The 23,910-nt window shown below is 67.0% G+C and carries 25 protein-coding genes and 1 tRNA gene; 16 read left to right on the plus strand and 10 right to left on the minus strand.

Features of this window, described 5'->3' with window-relative positions:
* Positions 1-71 precede the first annotated feature (71 nt).
* The gene (locus C8J26_RS13900) at positions 72-1,949 is read left to right on the plus strand and encodes a sensor histidine kinase (RefSeq protein ID WP_208631396.1); all 1,878 of its coding nucleotides are present in this window, start codon (positions 72-74) and stop codon (positions 1,947-1,949) included.
* A complete protein-coding gene (locus tag C8J26_RS13905) occupies positions 1,946-2,929 on the plus strand; it encodes a polysaccharide deacetylase family protein (protein WP_244185312.1) in 984 nt (327 codons plus the stop codon). Before C8J26_RS13900 ends, C8J26_RS13905 begins: the two co-directional genes overlap by 4 nt.
* 83 nt (positions 2,930-3,012) lie before the next feature.
* Here the strand turns inward: C8J26_RS13905 and rpsI are convergent, their stop codons facing one another.
* The 3 genes from rpsI to C8J26_RS13920 form a co-directional block, all read right to left on the minus strand.
* Complete coding sequence (gene rpsI / locus C8J26_RS13910) at positions 3,013-3,570, minus strand: 30S ribosomal protein S9 (protein ID WP_082444975.1); 558 nt, start codon at positions 3,568-3,570, stop codon at positions 3,013-3,015.
* Positions 3,570-4,049, minus strand: a complete 480-nt coding sequence (rplM, locus tag C8J26_RS13915; protein WP_082444974.1) for a 50S ribosomal protein L13 — start codon at positions 4,047-4,049, stop codon at positions 3,570-3,572. The genes rpsI and rplM overlap by 1 nt, the downstream gene beginning before the upstream one ends.
* A gap of 120 nt (positions 4,050-4,169) precedes the next feature.
* Positions 4,170-5,213, minus strand: a complete 1,044-nt coding sequence (locus C8J26_RS13920) for a COX15/CtaA family protein (RefSeq protein ID WP_107958813.1) — start codon at positions 5,211-5,213, stop codon at positions 4,170-4,172.
* Between the two features lie 134 nt (positions 5,214-5,347).
* Between C8J26_RS13920 and C8J26_RS13925 the strand changes: the two genes are divergently transcribed.
* Together C8J26_RS13925 and C8J26_RS13930 are read left to right on the plus strand one after the other, a co-directional pair.
* A complete protein-coding gene (locus C8J26_RS13925) occupies positions 5,348-5,731 on the plus strand; it encodes a MerC domain-containing protein (protein WP_056410627.1) in 384 nt (127 codons plus the stop codon).
* A 41-nt stretch (positions 5,732-5,772) separates the two neighbouring features.
* Entirely contained in the window at positions 5,773-6,240 is a 468-nt protein-coding gene (locus C8J26_RS13930; protein ID WP_056410624.1) for a Fur family transcriptional regulator, read from the plus strand.
* 49 nt (positions 6,241-6,289) lie between these two features.
* On the opposite strand, the gene C8J26_RS13935 is transcribed toward C8J26_RS13930, so the two are convergent.
* On the minus strand, positions 6,290-6,823 hold the full coding sequence (locus tag C8J26_RS13935; RefSeq protein ID WP_107958815.1) for a GNAT family N-acetyltransferase: 534 nt from the start codon (positions 6,821-6,823) through the stop codon (positions 6,290-6,292).
* Positions 6,824-6,915: 92 nt separating this feature from the next.
* Here C8J26_RS13935 and dxs point away from each other — a divergent pair, with 92 nt between their 5' ends.
* Both dxs and C8J26_RS20520 read left to right on the plus strand, forming a co-directional pair.
* Positions 6,916-8,838, plus strand: coding sequence for a 1-deoxy-D-xylulose-5-phosphate synthase (gene dxs / locus C8J26_RS13940; protein WP_107958960.1), 1,923 nt, complete (start codon positions 6,916-6,918; stop codon positions 8,836-8,838).
* Positions 8,835-9,002: a hypothetical protein gene (locus C8J26_RS20520; protein ID WP_156359463.1), complete on the plus strand. Its 168-nt coding sequence runs from the start codon at positions 8,835-8,837 to the stop codon at positions 9,000-9,002. The genes dxs and C8J26_RS20520 overlap by 4 nt, the downstream gene beginning before the upstream one ends.
* Positions 9,003-9,044: 42 nt before the next feature.
* Here the strand turns inward: C8J26_RS20520 and C8J26_RS13945 are convergent, their stop codons facing one another.
* The gene (locus tag C8J26_RS13945; RefSeq protein WP_107958817.1) at positions 9,045-9,716 is read right to left on the minus strand and encodes an RBBP9/YdeN family alpha/beta hydrolase; all 672 of its coding nucleotides are present in this window, start codon (positions 9,714-9,716) and stop codon (positions 9,045-9,047) included.
* Positions 9,717-9,917: 201 nt separating this feature from the next.
* Here C8J26_RS13945 and C8J26_RS13950 point away from each other — a divergent pair, with 201 nt between their 5' ends.
* The 5 genes from C8J26_RS13950 (at position 9,918) to C8J26_RS13970 (ending at position 13,041) form a co-directional block, all read left to right on the plus strand.
* Positions 9,918-10,691 carry a TlyA family RNA methyltransferase gene (locus tag C8J26_RS13950; protein ID WP_107958961.1) on the plus strand — a complete coding sequence of 258 codons (774 nt, stop codon included), beginning with the start codon at positions 9,918-9,920 and terminating at the stop codon, positions 10,689-10,691.
* Between the two features lie 84 nt (positions 10,692-10,775).
* The gene (locus C8J26_RS13955; protein ID WP_234422834.1) at positions 10,776-11,333 is read left to right on the plus strand and encodes a TspO/MBR family protein; all 558 of its coding nucleotides are present in this window, start codon (positions 10,776-10,778) and stop codon (positions 11,331-11,333) included.
* A gap of 28 nt (positions 11,334-11,361) precedes the next feature.
* Positions 11,362-11,637, plus strand: a complete 276-nt coding sequence (locus tag C8J26_RS13960; protein WP_107958821.1) for an accessory factor UbiK family protein — start codon at positions 11,362-11,364, stop codon at positions 11,635-11,637.
* A 97-nt stretch (positions 11,638-11,734) separates the two neighbouring features.
* On the plus strand, positions 11,735-12,241 hold the full coding sequence (locus C8J26_RS13965) for a type III secretion system chaperone family protein (protein ID WP_056410608.1): 507 nt from the start codon (positions 11,735-11,737) through the stop codon (positions 12,239-12,241).
* On the plus strand, positions 12,238-13,041 hold the full coding sequence (locus C8J26_RS13970) for a pyrroline-5-carboxylate reductase family protein (protein ID WP_107958823.1): 804 nt from the start codon (positions 12,238-12,240) through the stop codon (positions 13,039-13,041). Before C8J26_RS13965 ends, C8J26_RS13970 begins: the two co-directional genes overlap by 4 nt.
* A gap of 24 nt (positions 13,042-13,065) precedes the next feature.
* Here the strand turns inward: C8J26_RS13970 and C8J26_RS13975 are convergent, their stop codons facing one another.
* Positions 13,066-13,554: a MarR family transcriptional regulator gene (locus C8J26_RS13975; protein WP_107958825.1), complete on the minus strand. Its 489-nt coding sequence runs from the start codon at positions 13,552-13,554 to the stop codon at positions 13,066-13,068.
* A gap of 59 nt (positions 13,555-13,613) precedes the next feature.
* Between C8J26_RS13975 and C8J26_RS13980 the strand changes: the two genes are divergently transcribed.
* From C8J26_RS13980 to C8J26_RS13995, 4 genes are all read left to right on the plus strand, one after another.
* A complete protein-coding gene (locus C8J26_RS13980; RefSeq protein ID WP_056410599.1) occupies positions 13,614-14,723 on the plus strand; it encodes a branched-chain amino acid aminotransferase in 1,110 nt (369 codons plus the stop codon).
* Positions 14,724-14,775: 52 nt separating this feature from the next.
* A tRNA-Gln gene (locus C8J26_RS13985) sits at positions 14,776-14,850 on the plus strand.
* Positions 14,851-14,918: 68 nt separating this feature from the next.
* A complete protein-coding gene (locus C8J26_RS13990) occupies positions 14,919-15,335 on the plus strand; it encodes a secondary thiamine-phosphate synthase enzyme YjbQ (protein WP_107958827.1) in 417 nt (138 codons plus the stop codon).
* 117 nt (positions 15,336-15,452) lie between these two features.
* On the plus strand, positions 15,453-16,064 hold the full coding sequence (locus C8J26_RS13995) for a CC0125/CC1285 family lipoprotein (protein WP_199861110.1): 612 nt from the start codon (positions 15,453-15,455) through the stop codon (positions 16,062-16,064).
* Between the two features lie 181 nt (positions 16,065-16,245).
* On the opposite strand, the gene mfd is transcribed toward C8J26_RS13995, so the two are convergent.
* Complete coding sequence (mfd, locus tag C8J26_RS14000) at positions 16,246-19,716, minus strand: transcription-repair coupling factor (RefSeq protein WP_107958829.1); 3,471 nt, start codon at positions 19,714-19,716, stop codon at positions 16,246-16,248.
* A 118-nt stretch (positions 19,717-19,834) separates the two neighbouring features.
* Entirely contained in the window at positions 19,835-20,101 is a 267-nt protein-coding gene (locus C8J26_RS14005; RefSeq protein ID WP_056410591.1) for an FAD assembly factor SdhE, read from the minus strand.
* Positions 20,102-20,173: 72 nt separating this feature from the next.
* On the opposite strand from C8J26_RS14005, the gene recG reads away from it, so the two are divergent.
* A complete protein-coding gene (gene recG, locus C8J26_RS14010; protein WP_107958831.1) occupies positions 20,174-22,225 on the plus strand; it encodes an ATP-dependent DNA helicase RecG in 2,052 nt (683 codons plus the stop codon).
* A 4-nt stretch (positions 22,226-22,229) separates the two neighbouring features.
* Here the strand turns inward: recG and C8J26_RS14015 are convergent, their stop codons facing one another.
* Both C8J26_RS14015 and tyrS read right to left on the minus strand, forming a co-directional pair.
* Entirely contained in the window at positions 22,230-22,571 is a 342-nt protein-coding gene (locus tag C8J26_RS14015) for a PilZ domain-containing protein (protein ID WP_234422833.1), read from the minus strand.
* Positions 22,572-22,654: 83 nt separating this feature from the next.
* Entirely contained in the window at positions 22,655-23,878 is a 1,224-nt protein-coding gene (gene tyrS, locus C8J26_RS14020) for a tyrosine--tRNA ligase (protein ID WP_107958833.1), read from the minus strand.
* Positions 23,879-23,910: the final 32 nt, after the last annotated feature.

A 23,910-nucleotide genomic window follows, 5' to 3' on the forward strand; every position in this document is an offset into this window, starting at 1 on the left:
CGTCGTTTGGCCGGCGGCGTTAAGGAATCGGTACGGAGAGCGTGGTACGCCCACCCAAACCGGGGAACGATGTGCGGTTCGACGATAGCCTGAAGACGATCCTCGCTGCCGATATGGCCACCGGTTTCGGCGCGCAGTCCGCATGGCGGCAGCTCGTCGATCTGATGGGGCGGGGTCGCGCGGCGGTCGACGAGCCGGCGATCGCGCGGTTGCGCTTGCTGCGCCAGGCGGTGCCGGTCGAGGTCCGCGCCGCCAGCGCGCGTGCGCTCGCCTTTGCCCGCCCCGATGCCAAGCTGGTCGGGTTCTTCGCGGAGGACACGTTGGCGATCGCCGCGCCGGTCCTGCGGACCGCGATGCTCGAGTCCGACGATTGGCTGGCGATCCTGCCGCGCCTGACTCCCGCGAGCCGTTCGGTGCTGCGGCATCGGCGCGATCTGCCTGCGGAGGTTCAGCGCGGCTTGCAGAGCTTCGGCGCGGTCGACTTCGTGTTGCCGCAGCCCGATCCGCCGATCGTGGCGGAGGCGGTCGTCGTCGAACCGATCACCCCGGAGCCGGTAGTCATCGAAGAGCCGGTTGTTGAAGCGGCGGTCATCGAAGAGCCGCTCCACACAGAGCCTGCGATTGCGGAGTCCGTCGTCGAGCTGCCGGCACCGCGTCGTCTCGCTGGCGAAGCGTCGCTCTACAGCGCGCCGCTCAGCGAGACCCCGTTCATGGCGCTCGGCGCGGTCGCGCGCGGTCTGCCGTTTGTCGCGGAGGCGTTTCGCCATGCCGAAATGGCCGAGGCCGAGCCGACGGTCGAACCTGCCAGCGCATCGCCCGCGGACCGGTTCGAGATTTCGGATCTCGTCGCGCGGATCGAGGCTTTCAATCGTGACCGCACCGCCGAAGCCGCCACGCCGACGCCCGCCGCTGCAGAGATCGAGAGTTTCCGGTTCGAAACCGACGCGCAGGGCGTCATCCGGATGATCGACGGCGTCGCACGCTCGGCGCTGATCGGCGTGTCGCTCGCCTTTGCCGCGAAACAGGGCGAGGCGCAGCTCGACGGGGTCGCGGCAGGTGCCTTTCGCCGTCGCTCGCGGTTCAGCGACGCGCGACTCGAAGTCGGCGGGTTGTCGGATGCGTTTGGGTCGTGGCGGCTGTCGGGCGTACCCGCGTTCGAACATGCGTCCGGTCGCTTCATCGGCTTTCGCGGTACCGCCCGCCGTCCGCGCCGCGACGAAGCCGCGCAGCCGGTGCGCGCGACGTCGCCCGTTGCCGATTCGCTGCGCCAGCTCGTTCACGAACTGCGCACGCCGACCAATGCGATCGCGGGGTTCGCCGAGCTGATCGAGACTCAGCTGCTCGGCCCCGTGTCGCCCACCTATCGCGATCGCGCGACCGCGATCCGGACGCAAGCGGGCGACCTGCTGTCCGCGATCGACGATCTCGACACCGCGGCGCGGATCGAGGGGCATGCGCTCGACCTGCGGCCGACGACGGTGCCGGTCCGGGCGCTGCTCGACCGCGTCGTGCGCGATCTTCAGCCGCTCGCGGCGTTGCGCGGCGCGAGTCTGGCGGTGGCGATGCCCGCCGGCGACTGCGATATTCTCGGCGATGATCGTGCGGTCGAGCGGCTGGTCGGCCGGCTGCTCGCCGCGCTCGTCTCGGCGGGGCGTCAGGGCGAGCAGCTCAGGATCGTCGTCCTGCCCGTCAGCGACACGGTCACGATCGCGTTCGACCGGCCAGCCGCGCTCGCGGCGCATGCGACCGACGTGCTGCTCAGCATCGACGCCGAACAGGCGGGCGAGGACGGTGCGCCGTTGCTCGGCACGGGCTTCGCATTGCGGCTGGCGCAGAATCTGGCGGTCGAACTGGGTGGCGTGCTGACGATCGGCGCGGATCGGCTGACGCTGCAGCTGCCTGCTGCCGACGTCGTGCAAGCGGAGCGCGCCGCCGACGATCAGCGGTGACATACCGCCCGCCGCAGCCGACCGAGGCGCAGCGCGTGATCTGGCCCGACGAGTTCGGCACCCGCTTCACTGTCTTCGTGGACGTCGAAGAGGAATTCGACTGGCGCGCGCCGCTTAGTCCCCGCAATCGCGCGACGACCGCGATGGCGGCGTTTCCCGACGCGCACCGCCGCTTCGCCGATCGCGGTGTCGCACTCAACTGCATGATCGACCACCCGATCGTCACCGACCCCGCCTCGGTCGCGATCCTGTCGCGAGTCGTCGAGGATGGCCGGTCCGAGATCGGTACGCAGCTGCACGCCTGGGTGAATCCACCGTTCGAGGCGCCGCTAGCAGCGGCCGAGAGCTATGCCGGCAATCTGCCGCTAGCGCTGGAGGCGGCCAAGCTCGAGACGCTCACGACGATGATCGCCGCGGCGTTCGGAACGTCGCCGCGGGCGTACAGGGCCGGGCGATACGGGATCGGCCCCAACAGCTTCGAGCTGCTGGCGTCGCTCGACTACCGGATCGATAGTTCGGTGCGCCCCGGCTATGATTATAGCGCCGATGGCGGCCCGGACTTCACGATGGCGAAGGCGGCGGCATTTCGGTCGGGCGGCATCGTCGAACTGCCGTTGACGACCGTCTTTACCGGCCACGCGCGACGGGGCGGCGGCGGATTATATCGGGCGCTTGGCCACGTACCCAACGCGCGCGGGCTGTTTGCACGCGCGCGGTTGCTGTCGCGGATCGCGCTTACGCCCGAGGACATGCCGATCGCAGCGGCGCTGGAGGCTGTCGCGGTTGCGGCCGGCGAAGGGCTCAGGCTGTTCAACCTGTCCTTCCACTCGCCGTCGCTCATGCCGGGCCACACGCCCTATGTCCGCGACGCTGCCGACCTGCGGCGGTTTCACCATTGGTGGACGACGATGCTCAACGCGTTCGATCGCCGCGGGATTCGCAACGCATCGCTCGACGAGATCCTGACCGCGCTGGGCTAGGCGAGCGCATTTCCTGCTCCAGATACAGAAAGGGCGGCCCGTTGCCGGACCGCCCTTCTGATACGCAGATACTGAAAGCGAGTTTAGCGCTTCGAGAACTGGAAGCTACGACGGGCCTTCGCCTTGCCGTACTTCTTACGCTCGACGACGCGGCTGTCGCGGGTCAGGAAGCCTGCCGACTTGACCGTGGCGCGCAGCACCGGCTCGAAGCGGGTCAGTGCCTGGCTGATGCCATGCTTGACTGCGCCGGCCTGGCCCGAAAGACCACCACCCTTGACGGTGCAGACGACGTCGTACTGACCTTCGCGCTCAGTGATACCGAACACCTGGTTGATGACGAGACGCAGCGTCGGACGGGCGAAATACACTTCCTGGTCACGACCGTTGATCGTAATCTTGCCGGTGCCGGGCTTGACCCAGACGCGGGCAACGGCGTCCTTACGACGGCCGGTCGCATAGGCGCGGCCCTGCTTGTCGAGGATCTGCTCGCGCAGCGGCATCGGCTCGCGGACGGGCTCGTTCGAGACCGGCGCTTCGATATCGCCTTCGCTGGTCGGCAGCGTCTGTGCGGCGGGGGCAGCCGGCGCGGGCTGGTTGGTCAGGCTCGCGAGATCGGCGAGCGACTGGCGGTTGTCGGACATTATGCGCCCACCTTGTTCTTGCGGTTCATACTGCCGATGTCGAGCACGGCAGGGTTCTGTGCCTCGTGCGGATGCTCGGTGCCCTTGAAGATACGCAGGTTGCGCATCTGCTCACGACCCAGCGGGCCGCGCGGGATCATGCGCTCGACAGCCTTTTCGAGAACGCGCTCCGGGAAGCGGCCGTCGAGGACCTTGGCGGCAGTGATGCCCTTGATGCCGCCGGCGTAACCGGTGTGCTTGTAATAGATCTTCTTCGCGGCCTTGTTGCCGGTGAAGCGGATCTTGTCGGCGTTGATCACGACGACGTTGTCACCGCAATCGACATGCGGGGTGAACGACGTCTTGTGCTTGCCGCGCAGGACGTTGGCGATGATCGATGCGGCACGACCGACGACGAGACCTTCCGCGTCGACGATATGCCACTGCTTCTCCACCTCGTGCGGCTTGGCCGACTTGGTGGTCTTCATGAGCGCCTTCATGGGCGTTGGACCTTCCAGATTGAATGCAAGCGCGCCGCAGGTTGCCCCGCAGCGCGAATGCCCGCCTAATGCTGAAAGGGGTGCTTCAAGTCAAGCTTTCCGCCGGTTTGCTGACGGGTATTATGATACCCGACGTGCGCTGCCGACCGCGTGGGCGGCGAACATGGCGGCGATAAGCAGCAGAGCGGCGTTGCCCTGGTGCGCCACCGCGACGTCGATCTGGACGCCGGTCATCAGCGTGGCGATGCCCAGCATGATCTGCAACGTGACGAGGCCGACGACGAAAAAGCCTGCACGGCTGCCGGCCTTGGTTGCGACGATCGCCAGCCAGACAAGCCCGGCAGCTGCGGCGAACGCGAACCAGCGGTGGATGAACTGGACGACGATCGGGTTGTCGACCGCGTTGCTCCAGGCGGGGTTCACCATCGGGACGTCGGCCGGGAACAGCCCGTCGCCCATCAGCGGCCAGCTGGCGAAAGCATAACCTGCGTCGAGCCCCGCCGTGAATGCGCCGTACACCAGCTGCACGAACAGCACCGCAAGCGCGACGATCGCGATGGGTGCGAGTCGGGCAGGGGCCGCAAGCGGGTTGCGGTGCAAGGCGGACAGGTCGAGCGCGGTCCATATGATGCCCGCAAGGATCGTCAGTGCCGTCAGCAGGTGCACCGCCAGCCGGATATGGCTGACATCGGTTCGCACCGACAGTCCGGACGCGACCATCCACCAGCCGATCGCCCCCTGGAACGCGCCCAGCGCGAGCAGTGCCGACAGCCGCCAACCATAGCCGGCCGGGATCCGCTTGCGCACCGCGAACCAGATCAGCGGGACGGCGAAGGCGATCCCGATCAGCCGGCCCCAGAGACGGTGGAGATACTCCCAGAAGAAGATCGCCTTAAACCCGCTCAGTGACATGTCGGCATTGAACGCGGCATATTCGGGGATGCGCTTGTAGTTGGCGAACTCGGCCTGCCACTGCACCTCGTTCAGCGGGGGAATGATGCCGCTGATCGGTTTCCACTGCGTGATCGACAGCCCCGACTCGGTCAGCCGCGTGATGCCGCCGATGACGACCATCGCGACGATAAGCCCCGCGACGCTATAGAGCCACAGGGCGACCGCGCGCGGGCGGGCTTTGGTGAGAAAGGCGGCGCTGGGTTGAAGCATGTCGGCGCAAATACTCCACACGGGGGCGCGGCGCCATCGCTTCGTGTCGGCCATGCAACGCCGATCAATTCGGGTGGAAAAATCTGCGATGTAATGTTGTATCCTAGCAATCGGGCGGCTATATTCCTGGCACGATGACGCCCTCAGCCACGCATACCCACCGCTTCGCCGGACTCGACCGCTATGCGATCGGCCTGTCCGGTCTGTGCATGGTGCATTGCCTGGCGACCTCGGTGCTGGTGGCGTTGATGTCGACCGCGGGCGGTTTCCTGCTGGATCCGATCTTCCATGAGGTCGGGCTGACGATCGCGATCGGTCTGGGCGCGCTCGCGCTCGGCCGCGGCGTGCTGCATCATGGCTATATGATGCCGGCTGCGATGGGCGCGCTCGGGCTCGGGATCATGGCGGGCGCGATGACGCTGCCGCACGACAGCGGTGGTGGCGAGACGCTGTGGACGATCATCGGCGTCGGCCTGCTTGCGTTCGGGCACGATCTCAATCGTCGGGCAGACACCTGAGCGGCTTGCTGGAACTGCCCCGGCATCCTACCTCGTACGCTATGGCGCACGCCCACACCCACACCGAACCGCAAGGCGCCGATCTCACCGTCGCGGCGCAAACCACGCTCGAAAAGGCGGGGGAGCAATGGACGGCGATGCGCGCGAGCGTGTTTGCGGCACTTGCGGGGTTCGACAAGCCCGCCTCGGCCTATGACATCGCCGAAGCCGTGTCGAAATCGGAAGGGCGTCGGGTCGCGGCGAACAGCGTGTACCGGATCCTCGACCTGTTCGTCGGCGCGAACCTCGCCCGCCGGGTCGAAAGCGCTAATGCGTACGTCGCCAACGCGCACCCCGATTGCCTGCATGATTGCATCTTCCTGGTCTGCGACTCGTGCGGCCAGACCACGCATCTCGACAATGACGTCATCACGCGCGGCGTCCGCAATGCTGCAGAAGCTGCCGGCTTTGCCCCTGTTCGTCCGGTGATCGAGGTACGAGGCCGATGCGCAGACTGCGAAGCGAAGTAGAGCGCTCGTAACGAATCTACCGTCTCCTTCCTCTGGCGGGGGGGGGTGGCTAACTAAGGGCTTTGCCCATCCGGATCATCGGTACCGGTACCTCTCCTGGCGTTTCGATGCGCTCGATCGGATGATAGCCACACGCCCGGTACAACGGCTCACCAGCAAGTGTCGCCATCATCTCCGCGCGTGCGAACCCGGCGTCGCGCGCTGCCGCTTCGCATACCGACAGCACCAGCCTGCCGACGCCGCGCCGCACGAAATCGGGATCGGTATACATCGCCCGGATTCGCGCGGCGTCGTGGCGTGGGTCGAGTAGCGCGGCATCGCGCAATGATGTGCTGTGGTCGCCGCCATACAGTGTCGCCCGTCGGCTCCAGCCGCCGCAGCCCGCCAGGCGTCCGTCGTTGGCATGCACCAGCAGATACGTCCCGTCCGCGATCAACTGCGTATCGAGCCCCATCACCGCCCGGCTTGCCGCGACCTGCGAGGGCGTGAGGAAATCCCCCTGCAACGCCCCGATCGCGCGCGCCATCAGCGCCGAGATCGCGGCAATGTCCGGTTCGCGGGCAAAACGATGCGTAAAGTCCATGGCGGTGCAGTTCCCGAGCAATTTCAGCGCGAATGCTACGCCATGACACGGTAACAATCGACACGATAGGCGGGCTGCATTAAGCGAGGATGATGGCCGATCTTCCCGCGACCCCGCTGCTCGACACCGTTTCGACGCCCGACGACCTCCGCAAGCTGCGCCCGGACCAGCTCCGCCAACTCGCCGACGAACTTCGGACCGAAACGATTTCCGCGGTTGGCACCACCGGCGGGCATCTCGGCTCAGGGCTCGGCGTGGTCGAGCTGACGACCGCGATCCACTATGTCTTCGACACCCCGCGGGATCGGTTGGTTTGGGACGTTGGTCACCAATGCTATCCGCACAAGATCCTCACCGGGCGGCGCGACCGGATTCGGACGCTGCGGCAGGGCGGCGGGCTCAGCGGCTTCACCAAGCGTAGCGAGAGCGAATATGACCCGTTCGGCGCGGCGCATTCGTCGACGTCGATCTCGGCTGCGCTGGGTTTTGCGGTCGCCAACAAGATCGCGGGCACGCCCGGCAAGGGGATCGCGGTCATCGGCGACGGCGCGATGTCCGCGGGCATGGCCTATGAGGCGATGAACAACGCCGAGCAGGCAGGCAATCGCCTGGTCGTCATCCTCAACGACAACGACATGTCGATCGCGCCCCCGGTCGGCGGGCTGTCGGCGTATCTGAGCCGAATCGTGTCGAGTCGCGAGTTTCTCGGCATTCGCGAGCTTGCCAAGAAGCTTGCCCGCCGCCTGCCGCGCCCGTTCCACAACGCCGCGCGCAAGACCGACGAGTTCGCGCGCGGCATGACGATGGGCGGGACGCTGTTCGAGGAACTGGGCTTTTACTATGTCGGCCCGATCGACGGTCACAACCTCGAACACCTGATCCCGGTGCTCGAGAATGTCCGCGATGCCGAGGAGGGCCCGATCCTCGTCCATGTCGTCACCAAGAAGGGCAAGGGCTATGCCCCCGCCGAGGCCGCCGCGGACAAATATCACGGCGTCCAGAAGTTCGACGTCATTTCCGGCGTCCAGACCAAGGCCCCCCCGGGCCCGCCGCAATATCAGAACGTCTTCGGTGCGCAGCTCGTCGCGGAAGCCGCCAAGGACGAGCGTATCTGCGCGATCACCGCGGCGATGCCGTCGGGCACCGGGCTAGATGCGTTCGCCAAGGCCTATCCCGACCGCTTCTTCGATGTCGGCATCGCCGAACAGCATGGCGTGACGTTCGCCGCGGGGCTTGCGGCGCAGGGCCTGCGCCCGTTCTGCGCAATCTATTCGACCTTTCTCCAGCGCGCCTATGATCAGGTCGTCCACGACGTCGCGATCCAGAACCTGCCGGTCCGCTTCGCGATCGATCGTGCAGGTCTCGTCGGGGCGGATGGCGCGACCCATGCGGGGTCGTTCGACGTCACCTATTTGGCGACGCTGCCGAATTTCGTCGTGATGGCGGCGGCGGACGAAGCCGAGCTCGTCCACATGACGCATACCGCCGCGCAATATGACGCTGGTCCGATCGCGCTGCGCTATCCGCGCGGCAACGGCACCGGCGTCGCGCTGCCCGATGTTCCGGAACTGCTCGAGATCGGCAAGGGCCGCATCGTCCGCGACGGCAAGACCGTCGCGATCCTGTCGCTCGGCACGCGGCTCGAGGAGGCGCTCAAGGCCGCCGAGATCCTCGAGGCGAAGGGGCTGAGCACGACGGTCGCCGATCTCCGCTTCGCCAAGCCGCTCGACATCGACCTGATCCGCAAGTTGCTGACGACGCACGAAGTCGCGGTGACGATCGAGGAGAATTCGGTCGGCGGGTTCGGCGCGCATGTTCTGACGCTGGCGTCAGACGAGGGGCTGATCGACGGCGGTCTCAAGCTGCGCACGCTGCGCTTGCCCGACACCTTCCAGGACCAGGACAAGCCCGACGTCCAATATGCCGAGGCGGGGCTCGATTCGACCGCGCTGGTCGACACCGTCCTCAAGGCGCTGCGGCATAATTCGGGCGGAGTCGCCGAAGCGCGCGCATGACCGGTCCGACCAAGGGCATCGTGATCATCGCGCTCGCGGTGATCGTGATGGTGTCGCTGAACATCGCGATGTGGCGACGGATGCGCGGCGGCCTCGCGGCGGCGAAGGCCGAGCAGGCCGCGAACCCCGAGCGGTTCGATGAGGACGGTTCTCGAATCCCGTGACGGAGCACCACCCCGGACTCGGCCGGCGTGGTGGATCGTTTGTCACCCACCCAGATAATGCGTCTGGGCGGCATCCGTGGCGTTCACCGCCAAAATCGAGCGCGCCCGGCTTGGCGGCAATGGCTGGCCGCGCCCGTCACTGCTCGCCGCGATGACCCGTTCGAGCAGCTCCTGACCTTCGCGCCACCAGCCGATCCCGCTGGCCGCGTTCAGATGCCCCTGCGGCCCGGCGTCGACGAAGTGGCTGCCCCAGTCCGCGGCCATGCTGTGTGCGCGCTCGGGGCTGACCCAGGGGTCGTCGCTGCTCGCCACGACGATCGACGGGAAGGGGAGCGGCGTGCGCGGCGTGGGTGAGAAGCCCTTCAGCTCGGCCTGCGCACCGCCGCGATCGACATCGGCGGGCGCGACCAGCAGCGCGCCCGCGACTGGCCAGCCATAGGGCTGCGGGCTCAGTTCGGCCCACCACGCGACTGCTAGGCACCCCAGACTGTGCGCGGCGAGGATCACCGGTGCATCCGCCCGGCGTATCGCCTCGTCGAGTCGCGTGACCCAGGCGTTGCGGTGGGGTGTGTTCCACATTCCCAGTTCGACGCGGACGGTATCGGGCCGCGCGTCTTCCCACAGTGTCTGCCAGTGCGAAGGGCCGGAGCCGCCGAGCCCCGGCACGGTGAGGATGGTCGGTTGGACGGACTCATACGGTGCGAAATTACCCACAGCGCTTCTCCTTCTCCGGACCCCTTTTTGCAGGGTGGGAGCGTAGCCGAACGACGCTCTAGGGGACGCCGTGCGGCCACGCTCTCCGATGCTGAAGATACTCCCACTAATTCGGTAGGCAATGGCATTGCGGCGAAAGGAAGGCAGCTTGCGATGACCGGACGGCGCGACGATAGGCTGTCGGATGGCAAGGATATCGGCATGGTGAAGATACGCGCGGACCAGATGCTGGTCGACAGGGGGCTCGTCGAGTCGCGCACGCGCGCGCAGGCGCTGATCATGGCGGGGCTGGTGTTCGCTGGGACCAAGAAGGTCGACAAGCCCGGCCAGACTTTACCCGACGACGTTGTGCTCGACGTCCGCGGTCGCGATCATCCCTGGGTGTCGCGCGGGGGGATCAAGCTTGCGCACGGCCTCGCGCATTTCGGCTGGGACGTGACGGGCCTGGTCGCGATCGACGTCGGATCGTCGACGGGCGGCTTTACCGACGTGCTGCTGAAGGGCGGCGCGACCAAGGTCTATGCGGTCGATAGCGGGACCAACCAGCTCGCCTGGTCGCTTCGCCAGGACGACCGCGTCATCGTCCACGAGCAGACCAGCGCGCGAATCCTGACGCCTGCGCATATCCCCGAACCCGTCGACCTGATCGTGTGCGATGCGAGCTTTATCGGACTGGCCAAGGTGCTCGAACGCCCGATGTCGTTTGCCAGGCCGGGGGCGCGGCTCATGGCGCTGGTGAAGCCGCAGTTCGAGGCTGGCCGCGAGGAGGTGGGGAAGGGGGGCGTCGTCCGGGATCCCGCGATCCACCGCCGGGTCTGCGACGAGGTCGCGGCGTGGCTGACCGCGCAGGGCTGGCACGTCGAGGGTTTGGTGGAGAGTCCGATCACCGGCCCCGAGGGCAATGTCGAGTTCCTGATCGCCGCGCGGCAGGGGGCAGGCGCGACCGTAGACGACGAGACGGCCGTGCCGGAATGAACCACTAGCGGAACGATTATCGCCCGATCGCGGTTTACCGATCGCGAAATGCGCGGCAGGACGTGCCCGCGTGAAGACGGAAGGATGTGTGTGGGCGGTATCGCTTCGAAGGGCCAGTTGAGGATGTCGTTCCTCCGCTGGGCGGTCGTGACCGTGCCCCTTATCCTGCTGCTCGGCTTCGTGTCGGGACGCTCGGTACCCGTCGGCAGCGAGAATGGCTGGTACATGGCGCTCGCCAAGCCGGCGTTGAACCCGCCGGGCTGGGTGTTCCCGGTCGTCTGGACGACGCTCTACGTCATGATCGGGCTCGCGCTGGCGATGATCCTCAATGCGCGTGGCGCCCGCCAGCGCCCCCTAGCCGTGGGCCTGTTCGCGGCGCAATTCGTGCTCAACCTCCTCTGGACGCCGACATTCTTCGGCGCGCACAAGATCGGTGCGTCGGTACTGGTGATCGTCGCGATGCTGATCCTGTCGATCGCAGCAACCATCGTCTTCGCGCGGATTCGGCCGGCGGCGGCGTGGCTGATGGTGCCCTATATGGTCTGGATCAGCTTTGCCGGCGTGCTCGCGTTCAGCATCGGGCAATTGAACCCCGACGCCGAAACCCTTGCGCCGGCCAGCCATACGTCCCAAATGCTGTAACGCAGCAATCTGTTGAGGTTTTGAAGCAATGCAGTCCGAAAACCGCGTGTTCGACGATATCGTCAAAGTCTTGAACGGTGCGGCCGGGACGCTTGCAGGCGTTGGTCGCGAAGCCGGATCTGGTGCGCGGGAACGCGCGCGCGAATGGCTGGGCGGTCTCGACTTCGTCAGCCGCGAAGAGTTCGATGCGGTCAAGGCGATGGCCGCCGCCGCGCGCGACGAGAATGACGCGCTGAAGGCGCGACTCGATGCGCTCGAAGCAAAATCGGCCGTCGCAGCGCCGCTCGGGGCGCCGGTCGACTGACTTTTCCACAGTTTTCCGCAGAATTGGGTCCGATGGGGTTGTCGGGGCGTTTTTGCCTCGGCACCCTTTGTCGTGCGATAAGGACCGCCAGGACCCTATGATGCTTGAACACGCCGACCACGACCACGAAGATGCCGCCCCGATCGACATGCTCGAGAGCTATTACGCTGCGCATGGCTGGGAACATGAGCGTCACGACGACGAGATCGTCGCGACCGTCAAGGGCAGCTGGACGACCTACGAACTGCGCGCCCTGTGGCGCGAAGACGATAGCGTCCTGCAATTCCTCGCTTTTCCCGACATCAAGGTGCCCGACGATCGGCGTCAGGCGGTGTACGAGACGATCGGGCTGGTCAACGAGCAACTCTGGATCGGCCATTTCGAACTGTGGTCGTCGAGCGGCATCCTGCTGTTCCGGCATGCGGCGATGGTCGATGGTGGCGAGGAGGGGACGATGTCGCTCGACGCCGCCGAACTGCTCGTCGAATCGGCGATCGAGGAGTGCGAACGCTTTTACCCCGTGTTCCAGTTCGTGCTGTGGGGCGGCAAGAGCCCGAAGGACGCACTGGCCGCGGCGTTGATCGAAACGCACGGCGAGGCATGAGTTTTCCGGCGGGGCCGCTGTGGCTGATCGGCTGCGGCAATATGGGCGGGGCGATGCTGCGGCGCTGGCTGGCGGCCGGACTCGATCCCGCGAGCGTGACGGTGATCACGCGCAGCGGCACGGGCGCACCCGCTGGCGTCCGCTCGTTGACTGCGCTCCCTGATGAGGCAGCACCCGCCACGCTGATGCTCGCGCTCAAGCCGCAGCAGATCGACGCCGCGCAGGCGCTGCTGGCCCCGCTACAGGGGCAGCCGCAGATGTTGCTGTCGATCCTCGCCGGCGTCGATCATGCCGCCCTGTCGGCGCGGTTCACGGCTGATACCATCGTCCGTGCGATGCCGAACCTGCCGGTTGCGATCGGCAAGGGTGTGACGTCGCTCTACACCTATACGGAGTCGGAGGACGCGATCGCGGCCGCGGAAGCGTTCGCCGCGCCGCTCGGCCATTATGAATGGATCGCGGACGAGGCGCATTTCGATGCGGTGACGGCGCTCGCCGGATCTGGTCCGGGGTTCGTGTTCCGGTTTGCTGATGCGCTGGCCCAGGCGGGGGCTGCCTTGGGGCTGCCGGTTGATCAGGCGGCGCGTCTGGCGATGGCGACGCTGGAGGGCTCGGCGATCATGGCGGCCGATGCGGACGTGTCGCCCGCGGTGCTGGCGGACCGGGTGGCGAGTCCCGGCGGATCGACTCGCGAGGGGCTGAACGTGCTTGACCGCGACGAGGCGCTCGTCACGCTGTTGACTGAGACGCTTACGGCGTCCGAACGGCGCAATGCCGAGATGGCCGCCGCCGCCCGCTAGGACGACCGCGGCGTCGGGGTGATGCTAGCCGCGAAGCGCGATCACCTGCGACCGCTCCTCCTCGGGGACGAGGCCCTCCAGGACGGCCCAGAAACCAGAGACCGCATTCTGCCCGGCGCTGACATAGGCGGCCGACATGCGCTGGCGTGCCGCCTCGAACAGCTCGCTCTCCATCTTCGCCCCCGCGGCGGTGAGTCGCAGCAGGCGCTGGCGCCGGTCGCGTTCGCCGGGGCGAGTCTCGACGAGCTTCCGGTCGGCGAGTTCGTTCAGCACGCGGCCGAGCGACTGCTTGGTGATCGCCAGCAGCGAGAGCAGCTCGCTGACCGTCATGTCGGGCTTGCGCGCGATGAAATAGAGTGCGCGGTGATGCGCGCGCCCCAGTCCTTCGTCGGCCAGCCCCTGGTCGATCGAGCGGGTGAGGTGGCTGTATCCGAAGTAGAGTAGCTCAAGCCCGCGCCTGAGTTCGGTCTCGCGGAGAAACAGGGGTGATGCGGTCGATGCTGTGGCAGCCATGTTGACCGGTTTAGACATCGCCCGTAGTCGTCGGCAACCCGCCTTGAGAGAGAAATTCGATGCCTGCTCCAGCTTCTACGTCGCCCTTCGCGTTTCGCCACGAGCCGAATGCGACTCCGGTCGAGGCGAACGAGCGCGCCAAGCGGCTTATCGACCCCGGTTTCGGGCGAGTCTTCACCGATCATATGGCGATGATCCGCTATAGCGAAACCGAGGGCTGGCACGATGCGCGGATCACCGCGCGTGCGCCGCTGACGATCGATCCGGCATCGTCGGTGCTGCATTATGCGCAGGAAATCTTCGAGGGGATGAAGGCCTATCGGCTGGCGGACGGCGGCACTGCGCTGTTCCGTCCCGAGGCGAACGCGCGCCGGTTCCAGGATTCGGCGCGCCGGCTCGCCATGCCCGAGCTGCCCGAGGAGCTGTTTCTCGAATCGGTCGAGCGGCTGGTCAAGGCGGACGCGAACTGGATCCCGGAGAGCGACGGCGGCGCGCTGTACCTGCGGCCGTTCATGTTTGCCTCCGAAGTGTTTCTCGGCGTGAAGCCGTCGGCGGAATATCTGTACATGGTGCTGGCATCGTCGGTCGGCGCCTATTTCAAGGGCGGCGCGCCGACCGTGTCGATCTGGGTGAGCCAGCAGTACACGCGCGCCGCACTGGGCGGTACGGGTGCTGCCAAGTGCGGTGGCAACTATGCCGCCAGCCTGCTCGCGCAGTCCGAGGCGATCCGCAACGGGTGTGACCAGGTGGTGTTCCTCGACGCGGCCGAGCGCCGCTGGGTCGAGGAACTTGGCGGCATGAACATCTTCTTCGTGTTCGACGATGGCAGCATGGCGACCCCGGCGCTGACGGGTACGATCCTGCCCGGCATCACGCGCGACTCGATCCTGACGCTCGCACGCGCCCAAGGCATCGAGGTCCGCGAGGAGGGCTATACGATCGACCAGTGGCGCGCCGATGCGGCGAGCGGCCGGCTCGTCGAGGCGTTCGCGTGCGGCACTGCCGCGGTAGTGACGCCGATCGGTACGGTCGCCAGCCCCGAGGGGCGCTTCACGATCGGCAGCGGTGCCCCGGGTACGCTGACGATGCGGATGCGCGACGCTTTGGTATCGATCCAGCGCGGCACCGCACCCGACGCCAACAACTGGCTGCATCATCTCGCCGATTGACGTCGTCAGGGGCTTTTCACGCGGCGCGGCCCCGCTATAAGGCCGCCTCTGTTGGGGCGTCGCCAAGTGGTAAGGCAGCGGCTTTTGATGCCGCCATGCGCAGGTTCGAACCCTGCCGCCCCAGCCAATCTCGATCGTTGATTTGCGGTGCATGGGGCGGCCGGAGCAACCCGCGTCGTCGATCGTTCGTCCGGCATGCGTCAAGCCACCACAATTCTCACGATCGACACGAGCGGGCAGGGGCTCGTCGATGTCACCGCCCAGGTTCAGCGATGGACCCGCGATCAGCGTATGGCGGAAGGTCTGCTGACGGTGTTTTGCAGTCACACCTCTGCGTCGCTGTTGATTCAGGAAAACGCGTCGCCCGATGTCCGCACCGATCTGGAAGCGTATTTCGCGCGGATTGCGCCGGAATCGCGCGCGTATTTGCACGATGACGAGGGGCCGGACGACATGCCTGCGCATTTGCGGACGGCGTTGACGCAGGTGCAGCTGAGCATCCCGCTGATCGACGGGCGACTGGCGCTCGGGACGTGGCAGGGGCTGTATCTGTTCGAACACCGGCGGCGCCCGCACCGGCGTACGCTGGCGCTGCACTTGATCGGATCATGAAAAATGCGTCAGCGAGGTGGCGCATTGGAGCGATCCCGTTCATCAACCGTTCCACCACTGACGGCTAATAAGCGGCGTTTCGCCGCATTCGCCGCGAACGGAGACGACACCATGTTGATGAAACCGGGTCGCAAGGTCGCCTTGGCAGCGCTCGCAACGGGCGCGCTGCTGCTGGCCGGATGCGCGACCGAGACAACGTATCGGCCTGCGACGGGCCAGGGGTTCAGCCGCACCGGCTATAGCGATCGCCAGGTCGAACCGGGCCGGTTCCTGGTCAGCTTCGCAGGGAACAGCGTCACGTCGCGCGATACCGTCGAACGCTACCTGTTCTTCCGCGCGGCCGAACTCACGCTGCAGAATGGCTATGATTATTACCTGATGGCCGACCGCGACACCAATCTCCAGTCGCGTACCTATTCGACGCCGGGGCTCGGTGGCGGGTTCGGCTATGGCGGGTTCGGCGGCTATTGGGGCCCGTCGTGGCGCTATTACGGGCGCGGCTTCGGCTGGCGTGACTGGAGCCCCTATGGCGGCTTTGGCGGTGGTTTCGGCGGCGGCTTTGGGGGTGGCCCGTGGGGCAACGACTTCGACGTCCGGACGATCGACCGGTACGAGGCGACTGCCGAGATCGTGATGCGAAAGGGGCCGATTCCGCGCGATAATATCCGGGCGTTCGATGCGCGGAAGGTTGTGGACAGCATTGGGCCGAGTGTCGTGCTGCCGAAGTAAACGATGCTTTCTAGGTGCTGAAAAGGCCGGGCTACCCCAGTGGTAGTCCGGCCTTTTTCATGTGCCGCTCCCTCTCCCCTGCGGGGAGAGGGCTGGGGTGAGGGGCTGTTGCGCAGCGCATCGCTTGCGGCGCCCCTCACCCAACCCTCTCCCCGGAGGGGAGAGGGCTAAGAAGCATGGCTCACCCCGCCGCCTTCGCCAGCCCCTTGGACAATTGCAGCGCGCCGTGCAGGCGCGCCTTCGGGTCGCCCCAGGCGCGCTGGAGGACCAGCTTGCTGTCGGGGCGCAGTCGCGCGACGCCGTTGAGGCGTTCGACATAGGCGAGCAGCTTGTCGACATTGGGCGGGGTGTCGTTGTGGAACGACACCAGCACGCCGCGCGGGCCGACGTCGATCTTCGACACGCAGGCGCGCTTCGCGTTCAGCTTGATCTCGATGACCTTGATCAGATTCTCGGTCGCGTCGGGCAGTGGGCCGAAGCGGTCGATCATCTCGGCGGCGAACGCCTCGATCTCCTGGCTCTCGTCGAGCTCGTTCAGGCGGCGATATAGCCCCATCCGGAGGTCGAGATCGGGCACATAGTCCTCGGGGATCAGGATCGGCGCGTCGACCGTGATCTGCGGCGAGAAGTCCTTCGGGCGCGCGGACGCGAGACCGCCGGACTTGGCGTCCATGATCGCCTCCTCGAGCATCGCCTGGTAGAGTTCGAATCCGACCTCCTTGATATGCCCGGTCTGCTCGTCGCCGAGCATGTTGCCGGCACCGCGGATGTCGAGATCGTGGCTCGCCAGCTGGAACCCGGCACCGAGCGAATCGAGATCGGACAGCACTTTCAGCCGCTTCTCGGCGGTCACCGTCATCTGCCGCTCGGGTGGCGTCACCAGATACGCGTACGCACGCGTCTTCGAGCGGCCGACGCGACCGCGCAGCTGATAGAGCTGCGCGAGGCCGAAGCGGTCGGCGCGGTGGACGATCATCGTGTTGGCGGAGGCGATGTCGATCCCGCTTTCGATGATGGTGGTCGAGACGAGCACCTCGAACTTCTTGTCGTAGAAGGCGGACATGCGCTCCTCGACCTCGGTCGGTGACATCTGGCCGTGCGCGACGACGAAGCGGATTTCGGGCACCTGTTCGCGCAGGAACTCCTCGATTTCGGGCAGGTCGGCGACGCGCGGGGTCACGACGAAGCTCTGGCCGCCGCGATAATGCTCGCGCAGCAGCGCCTCGCGCAGGACGACGGGGTCGAACGGCATGATGTAGGTCCGCACTGCGAGGCGATCGACCGGCGGGGTCTGGATCACCGACAGCTCACGGATGCCCGACATCGCCATCTGCAGCGTGCGCGGGATCGGCGTCGCGGTCAGCGTGAGCATGTGGACGTCGGCCCGGAGCGCCTTCAGCCGCTCCTTGTGCGTCACGCCGAACCGCTGCTCCTCGTCGACCACGACGAGGCCGAGCCGCTTGAAGTCGATGTTCTTCGCGAGCAGCGCGTGCGTGCCGATGACGACGTCGATCGTGCCGTTCGCGAGCCCCTCCTTGGTCGCCTTCGCCTCGCTGGCGGTGACGAGCCGCGAGAGGCGGCCCATGTTCATCGGGAAGCCTTCGAACCGGCTGACGAAGTTGTTGTAGTGCTGGCGCGCGAGCAGCGTCGTCGGGCAGACGATCGCGACCTGCTTGCCGCCCATTGCCGCGACGAACGCGGCGCGCAGCGCGACCTCGGTCTTGCCGAAGCCGACATCGCCGACGACGAGCCGGTCCATCGGCTTGCCCGCGGACAGATCGGCGAGAACCTCCTCGATCGCCCGGTCCTGGTCCTCGGTTTCCTCATAGGGGAAGCGATCGACGAAGCTGGGATAGCCGCTAGCGTCGGGTTCGAGCACGTCGCCGGGATGGAGCGCGCGTTCGGCGGCGGTCGCGATGAGCTCGCCCGCGATTTCGCGGATCCGCTCCTTCATCTTCGACTTGCGACGCTGCCAGCCTTCGCCGCCGAGCTTGTCGAGCGACGCGCCTTCCTCCGACGAGCCGTAGCGCGAGAGGACGTCGATATTTTCGACCGGGACGTAGAGCTTGTCGCCGCCGGCATAGCTCAGCGCGACGCAGTCGTGCGGGCTCTGGCCGACGGGGATCGAGGTCAGCCCCTCGTAGCGGCCGATGCCATGCTCGGTGTGGACGACGAGGTCGCCCGGCGTCAGCGTGGCCAGTTCGGCGAGGAACGCGTCGGCGGATTTCTTGCGCTTCTTGCGGTGGACGAGGCGGTCGCCGAGCATGTCCTGCTCGGTGAGGACGGCGACGCCCGGCGCGGTGAAGCCGTGATCGAGCGGGAGGACGATCAGCGCGACGCCGAAGCTCTTGGCGGTATCGGCGACGCCGAGCGCCTCCTGCCAGGTCTCGGCGTGCTTGCCGCCCTTCAGGCCGTGGTCGGCGAGCAGGCTCCCGAGACGTTCGCGCGCGCCGATCGAGTAGCTGGCGAGGATCGGCTTGCGGCCCTGCTTGCGCAGTTTCTCGACATGATCGGCGACGGCTTCATAGATGTTCGTCTGTGCGGCGCGCTCGGGGCCAAAATCGCGCGGGCCGTCGACCGCGAAGTCGAGCACGGTCGCGCTTTCCGGCTCGTGGAAGGGCGAGGTGATGTGCGCGGCGAAGGCCTCGGTCGCGCCCGACCAGTCCTGCGCGTCGAGATAGAGCGCCTTGGCCGGCATCGGGCGGTAGCTGCCGGGCTGCGCGGCCTCGGCACGCTTGCGGTTCTCGTAATAGTCGGCGATCGATTCGAGCCGGCTTTCCGCCGCCGCCGCGACGCCGCTGTCGCGTACCAAGACGTCGTCGGCGCCGAGATGGTCGAACAGCGTCGCCATCTTCTCTTCGAACAGCGGCAGCCAATGCTCCATGCCCGCGATGCGCCGGCCCTCGGAGATCGCCTGGTACATCGGATCGCCCGTCGCGGTCGCGCCGAACGCGTCGCGGTAGCGCGTGCGGAAGCGCTTGATCGAGTCCTCGTCGAGCAGCGCTTCGGAGGCGGGGAGCAGGACGAAGCCGTCGATCCGCCCGGTGGTGCGCTGGTCGGCGGCGTCGAAGGTGCGGACGCTTTCGATCTCGTCGCCGAAGAAATCGAGGCGCAGCGCGTGGTCCTCGCCCGACGGATACAGATCGACGATCCCGCCGCGTACCGCATATTCGCCCTGGTCGTGGACGGTGTCGGTGCGGACATAGCCGTTCGCCTGGAGCAACGTGGCGAGCTTGTCGCGACCGATCCGCTCACCGGGCGCGAGCCGCGCGACGAGCTGGCGGATGCGGAACGGGGTGAGGACGCGCTGGGTCGCGGCGTTCGCGGTGGTCAGGAGGAGCTGCGGGCCCTTGGGCTTGCCCTGCAGGCGCTGCAACGCGGCGACTCGCTCGGCCATGACGCGCAGCGTGGGCGACGCGCGGTCATAGGGGAGGCAATCCCAGGCGGGGAAGCTCAGTATCTCGAGGTCGGGCGCAAAGAACGCCGCGGTCGAGGCGATCGCGCGCATCGCCGCATCGTCGGGCGCGATGAACACCGCGCGCGTCTTTGCGGCGCGCGCGAGATCGGCGAGCAGCGACGGCTGGAACCCCGACGGCACGCCCGACAATGTCAGCGGGGTCTTCGCGGAGAGGATGGTGTTGAGATCTGGCATTGGCTTCCTAAAGCCCTCTCCCCGCCGGGGAGAGGGTTGGGTGAGGGGCTGTCCTAGGCGCTGCGCTGCTTGGCGGCCCCTCACCCCGACCCTCTCCGCGGAGGGGAGAGGGAGTAGGTTACTTCACGACCGTGACGTAATTGATGTCGCGCATCGCCTGCATCATCGGGCCGTTCCATTCGGGCGGGCACGGGATCGATCCGATCGCCCAGCCCATGATGTCGACGTCCTGCTCCTCGAGCAGCGCCTCGAACCAGTCGAGCTGCTCGGGCGTCCAGGTCCGGCCATAGGTTTCGAAGAAGCCGCCGATCATCATATCGGCTTCGCGCGTGCCGCGGTGCGAGCTGCGGAAGCCCAGGCGCTTGAGGCGGGTTTCGTGGTCCATGATATCTCCAACGCCAATAGACCGGCGACCGCTGGCGGCGGGCGTCGGCTGGGCTATAGGGGGCAGATAGTCATGCGACCCGAAATCCTCAATCCGCTGTTCGCCGAAACCCTCGTCCTGAAAGGGGTGGGGCCTGCGCTCGCCAAGCCGCTCGACCGGCTCGGGCTCGCGCGCGTCGTCGACGTCGCCTTCCATTTGCCCACCGGCTATGTCGATCGCCTGCCCCGCACCGAGCTGATGGCGAGCGATGCCGGGCGGATCATCGTGATCACGCTGACCGCGCGCGAGCACCGCGTCAGCGCCGGCCGGGGCCCGACGCGCGTGCAGGCGACCGACGAGCATGGCAACTATGTCAGCCTCGTCTTCTTCGGCGGCAGTTCGGGCTGGGCGAAGAAGCTGCTGCCGATCGGCGAGGCCAAGCGCGTCTCCGGGCGGCTCGATGAGTACGGCCAGGAACTCCAGATCGTCCATCCCGATATCGTCGAACCCGACGAGGAGTTGCGCGAGCGCGAGCCCATCTATCCGCTGTCGGAGGGGCTCACCTCGCGGCGGCTGGCGGCGCTGACGACGCAAGCGGTCGCGCGCGCGCCGGATCTCGCCGAATGGATCGAGCCGGGGCTGAAGGCGAAACGCGAATGGCCCGGCTGGCATGATTCGCTGGCGCGCATCCACGCCGACCCGTCGGACGCGAAGGCGCGCGAGCGGCTGGCCTATGACGAGGTGTTCGCCAACCAGCTCGCGATGACGCTCGTCCGCGCCGACACGCGCAAGCGACGGGGGCGGGCGCTGCACGGCGACGGACGGCTGCGCGGCATGCTCAAGCTGCCCTACACGCTGACGGGCGCGCAATCGCGTACGGTCGGCGAGATCGAGGGCGATCTCGGGCAGACCGCGCCGATGCTACGGCTGCTGCAGGGCGATGTCGGCTCGGGCAAGACGCTGGTCGCGGCGATGGCGATGCTGATCGCGGTCGAGGCGGGCGCGCAGGCGGCGATGCTCGCGCCGACCGAGATTCTCGCGCGCCAGCATTACGAGACGCTGCGAAAGACGCTCGCCGGGCTGCCGATCGAGGTCGGCGTGCTCACCGGGCGCGACAAGGGCCGCGTGCGCGAGGCGACTTTGATGGCGCTGGCGAGCGGCGAGATCGACATTCTCGTCGGCACGCACGCGATCTTCCAGGATGCGGTCGCCTATAAGGACCTCGCGCTGGTGGTGGTCGACGAACAGCACCGGTTCGGCGTCGCGCAGCGGATGACGCTCCAGGCCAAGGGCATCGCGCGGCCGCATCTGCTGGCGATGACCGCGACGCCGATCCCGCGCACGCTGACGCTCGCGCAGTACGGCGAGATGGACGTCAGCCGCCTCGACGAGATGCCGCCGGGCCGCCAGCCGATCGAGACGCGCGTGATCTCGGAGGATCGGCTCGACGACGTGGTCAACGCGCTTGGTCGGCATCTGGCGGACGGGGGGCAGGCCTATTGGGTGTGCCCGCTGGTCGAGGAGAGCGAGAAGAGTGACCTCGCCGCCGCCGAGATGCGTGCCGAGGTCCTGCGTGCGCGGTTCGGGGACAAGGTGGCGCTGGTCCATGGCCGGATGAAGCCCGCCGAGAAGGACGCGGTGATGGCGGAGTTCTCCGCCGCGCGCACAGCGGTGCTGGTCGCAACGACGGTGATCGAGGTCGGCGTCGACGTGCCCAACGCGACGCTGATCGTGATCGAGCATGCGGACCGCTTCGGGCTAGCCCAGCTGCATCAGCTGCGCGGGCGCGTAGGGCGCGGCACCGGGCGGTCGATCTGCCTGCTGATGCGCGGATCGTCGCTCAGCGAGACGTCACGCGCGCGGCTGGCGCTGATGCGCGAAACGAATGACGGCTTCCGGATCGCCGAGGAGGATCTGCGATTGCGCGGCGCGGGCGAACTGCTGGGCACGAAGCAGTCGGGCGAGATGGCGTTCCGGCTCGCGACGCCCGACATGATGGCGGACCTCCTCCAATGCGCGCACGACGACGCGCGGTTGCTGATCGATCGCGACGGCGGGCTGGAGGGCGCGCGCGGTCAGGCGGCGCGGACTGCGCTGTACCTGTTCGACCGCGATGCCGGGGTGGCGTTGCTGCGATCGGGGTGAGGCGTCAGCTGTGGCGGGCCATCAGCGTGAGCATAGTGTAATATTCGCCGAGCGGGATCGTCCGTTCGAGCTCGCAGCCTATGCGCCCGCCCAGCGACCAGCGGACGACGGCGTCAACGGGCCCCAGGATCGGCAGGCGGATCTGCAGTCGGTCGCCCGCGGCCGGATCGCCGTCGCACCGCGCCATAAGCCCGTTTGCCGACATGTTGACCAGCACCAGCTTTACCGTCTGCCCATCGGCATCGAGCGCATGCGTGCGGTGCATCACCTCGTCACGGGGTTCACCGCGCGCATCTCGAACCGCCGTAGCGTAGCGTGGCATCGATCGTCCCCCGGGTGTGGCCATGCAGCCATCCTACCCGGTGCACGATGAACCCGCTACAAACAGTGATGCTTAACGCGATCGTCTTCGAAACGATAATGCGTCTATTATGAGGGGGTTAGCATCCCATGTCGCTTCTTCCCGAGGCTAAGCCTGACGGGGGACGTAACGGGGAGGGCGGTCGTGGGCTCGCGCACGGGCTCGCCATCGACGCGCACCGCGCCCTCGGCCAGCTTGCGGCGCGCTTCGCCGTTCGAGGCGACGAAGCCGAGGCCGACCAAGGCTTCGACGATGCCGATCGCGCCACCGGGAACGGCCAGGCTCGGCAGCGAATCGCCCGACGCGCCTTCCTCGAACGTCTTGCGCGCGGTCTCGGCGGCCTGTTCGGCGGCGTCGCGGCCACGGCACATCGCGGTTGCTTCGTTCGCGAGGACGATCTTGGCGGCGTTGATCTCCGCGCCTTCGAGCGACTCGAGACGCGCGATCTCGTCGAGCGGCAGGTCGGTGAACAGCCGCAGGAAGCGGCCGACGTCGCGGTCGTCGGTGTTGCGCCAGAATTGCCAGTAATCGAAATGCGGCAGCTGGTCCTCGTGCAGCCAGACCGCGCCCGACATCGTCTTGCCCATCTTGCCGCCGTCCGCGGTCGTGATCAGCGGGGTAGTGACGCCGTAGACCTCGGTGCCGTCCATCCGGCGCGACAGCTCGATGCCGTTGACGATGTTGCCCCACTGGTCCGATCCGCCCATCTGCAACCGGCATTCGGCACGGCGCGACAGCTCGAGAAAGTCGTAGGCCTGGAGGATCATGTAGTTGAATTCTAGGAAGCTCAGCGACTGTTCGCGGTCGAGGCGGAGCTTGACCGAATCGAACGCGAGCATCCGGTTGACCGAGAAATGCTGGCCGACGTCGCGCAGGAACGGGATATATTCGAGCGCATCGAGCCACTCGGCATTGTCGAGCATCACCGCGTCGGTCGGGCCGTCGCCGAACGTCAGGAAGCGTTCGAAGATGCGGCGGATCGAGGCGACGTTCGCCTTGATGCCATCCTCGCCGAGCAGCTTGCGGGCTTCGTCCTTGAAGCTCGGATCGCCGATCTTGCCGGTGCCGCCGCCCATCAGGACGATCGGCTTGTGCCCGGTCTGCTGGAGCCGACGGAGCAGCATGATCTGGACGAGGCTGCCGACGTGGAGCGACGGCGCGGTCGGATCGAAGCCGATATAGCCGGGCACGATTTGCTTGCCCGCGAGCGAGTCGAGCGCGGCGGCATCGGTCATCTGGTGGACATAGCCGCGCGAGGTCAGCGTGGTGAGCAGGTCGGACTGGTAGGTCATGGATGCGCGACTAGCATGCGCCTCCCGGTCCG

The sequence above is a fragment of the Sphingomonas aurantiaca genome, assembly GCF_003050705.1.
GTDB classification, from domain to species: Bacteria; Pseudomonadota; Alphaproteobacteria; order Sphingomonadales; family Sphingomonadaceae; genus Sphingomonas; species Sphingomonas aurantiaca.

Coding starts and splice junctions, on each gene's coding strand:
- C8J26_RS13950 (WP_107958961.1), top strand. CDS start 9,918: ATGGTGAAGATACGCGCGGACCAGATGCTGGTCGACAGGGGGCTCGTC.
- C8J26_RS13925 (WP_056410627.1), top strand. CDS start 5,348: ATGACGCCCTCAGCCACGCATACCCACCGCTTCGCCGGACTCGACCGC.
- rplM (WP_082444974.1), bottom strand. CDS start 4,049: ATGAAGGCGCTCATGAAGACCACCAAGTCGGCCAAGCCGCACGAGGTG.
- C8J26_RS20520 (WP_156359463.1), top strand. CDS start 8,835: ATGACCGGTCCGACCAAGGGCATCGTGATCATCGCGCTCGCGGTGATC.
- mfd (WP_107958829.1), bottom strand. CDS start 19,716: ATGCCAGATCTCAACACCATCCTCTCCGCGAAGACCCCGCTGACATTG.
- rpsI (WP_082444975.1), bottom strand. CDS start 3,570: ATGTCCGACAACCGCCAGTCGCTCGCCGATCTCGCGAGCCTGACCAAC.
- recG (WP_107958831.1), top strand. CDS start 20,174: ATGCGACCCGAAATCCTCAATCCGCTGTTCGCCGAAACCCTCGTCCTG.
- dxs (WP_107958960.1), top strand. CDS start 6,916: ATGGCCGATCTTCCCGCGACCCCGCTGCTCGACACCGTTTCGACGCCC.
- tyrS (WP_107958833.1), bottom strand. CDS start 23,878: ATGACCTACCAGTCCGACCTGCTCACCACGCTGACCTCGCGCGGCTAT.
- C8J26_RS13970 (WP_107958823.1), top strand. CDS start 12,238: ATGAGTTTTCCGGCGGGGCCGCTGTGGCTGATCGGCTGCGGCAATATG.
- C8J26_RS14005 (WP_056410591.1), bottom strand. CDS start 20,101: ATGGACCACGAAACCCGCCTCAAGCGCCTGGGCTTCCGCAGCTCGCAC.
- C8J26_RS13930 (WP_056410624.1), top strand. CDS start 5,773: ATGGCGCACGCCCACACCCACACCGAACCGCAAGGCGCCGATCTCACC.
- C8J26_RS13995 (WP_199861110.1), top strand. CDS start 15,453: ATGAAACCGGGTCGCAAGGTCGCCTTGGCAGCGCTCGCAACGGGCGCG.
- C8J26_RS13960 (WP_107958821.1), top strand. CDS start 11,362: ATGCAGTCCGAAAACCGCGTGTTCGACGATATCGTCAAAGTCTTGAAC.
- C8J26_RS13975 (WP_107958825.1), bottom strand. CDS start 13,554: ATGGCTGCCACAGCATCGACCGCATCACCCCTGTTTCTCCGCGAGACC.
- C8J26_RS13920 (WP_107958813.1), bottom strand. CDS start 5,213: ATGCTTCAACCCAGCGCCGCCTTTCTCACCAAAGCCCGCCCGCGCGCG.
- C8J26_RS13980 (WP_056410599.1), top strand. CDS start 13,614: ATGCCTGCTCCAGCTTCTACGTCGCCCTTCGCGTTTCGCCACGAGCCG.
- C8J26_RS13935 (WP_107958815.1), bottom strand. CDS start 6,823: ATGGACTTTACGCATCGTTTTGCCCGCGAACCGGACATTGCCGCGATC.
- C8J26_RS13990 (WP_107958827.1), top strand. CDS start 14,919: ATGCGTCAAGCCACCACAATTCTCACGATCGACACGAGCGGGCAGGGG.
- C8J26_RS14015 (WP_234422833.1), bottom strand. CDS start 22,571: ATGGCCACACCCGGGGGACGATCGATGCCACGCTACGCTACGGCGGTT.
- C8J26_RS13965 (WP_056410608.1), top strand. CDS start 11,735: ATGATGCTTGAACACGCCGACCACGACCACGAAGATGCCGCCCCGATC.
- C8J26_RS13955 (WP_234422834.1), top strand. CDS start 10,776: ATGTGTGTGGGCGGTATCGCTTCGAAGGGCCAGTTGAGGATGTCGTTC.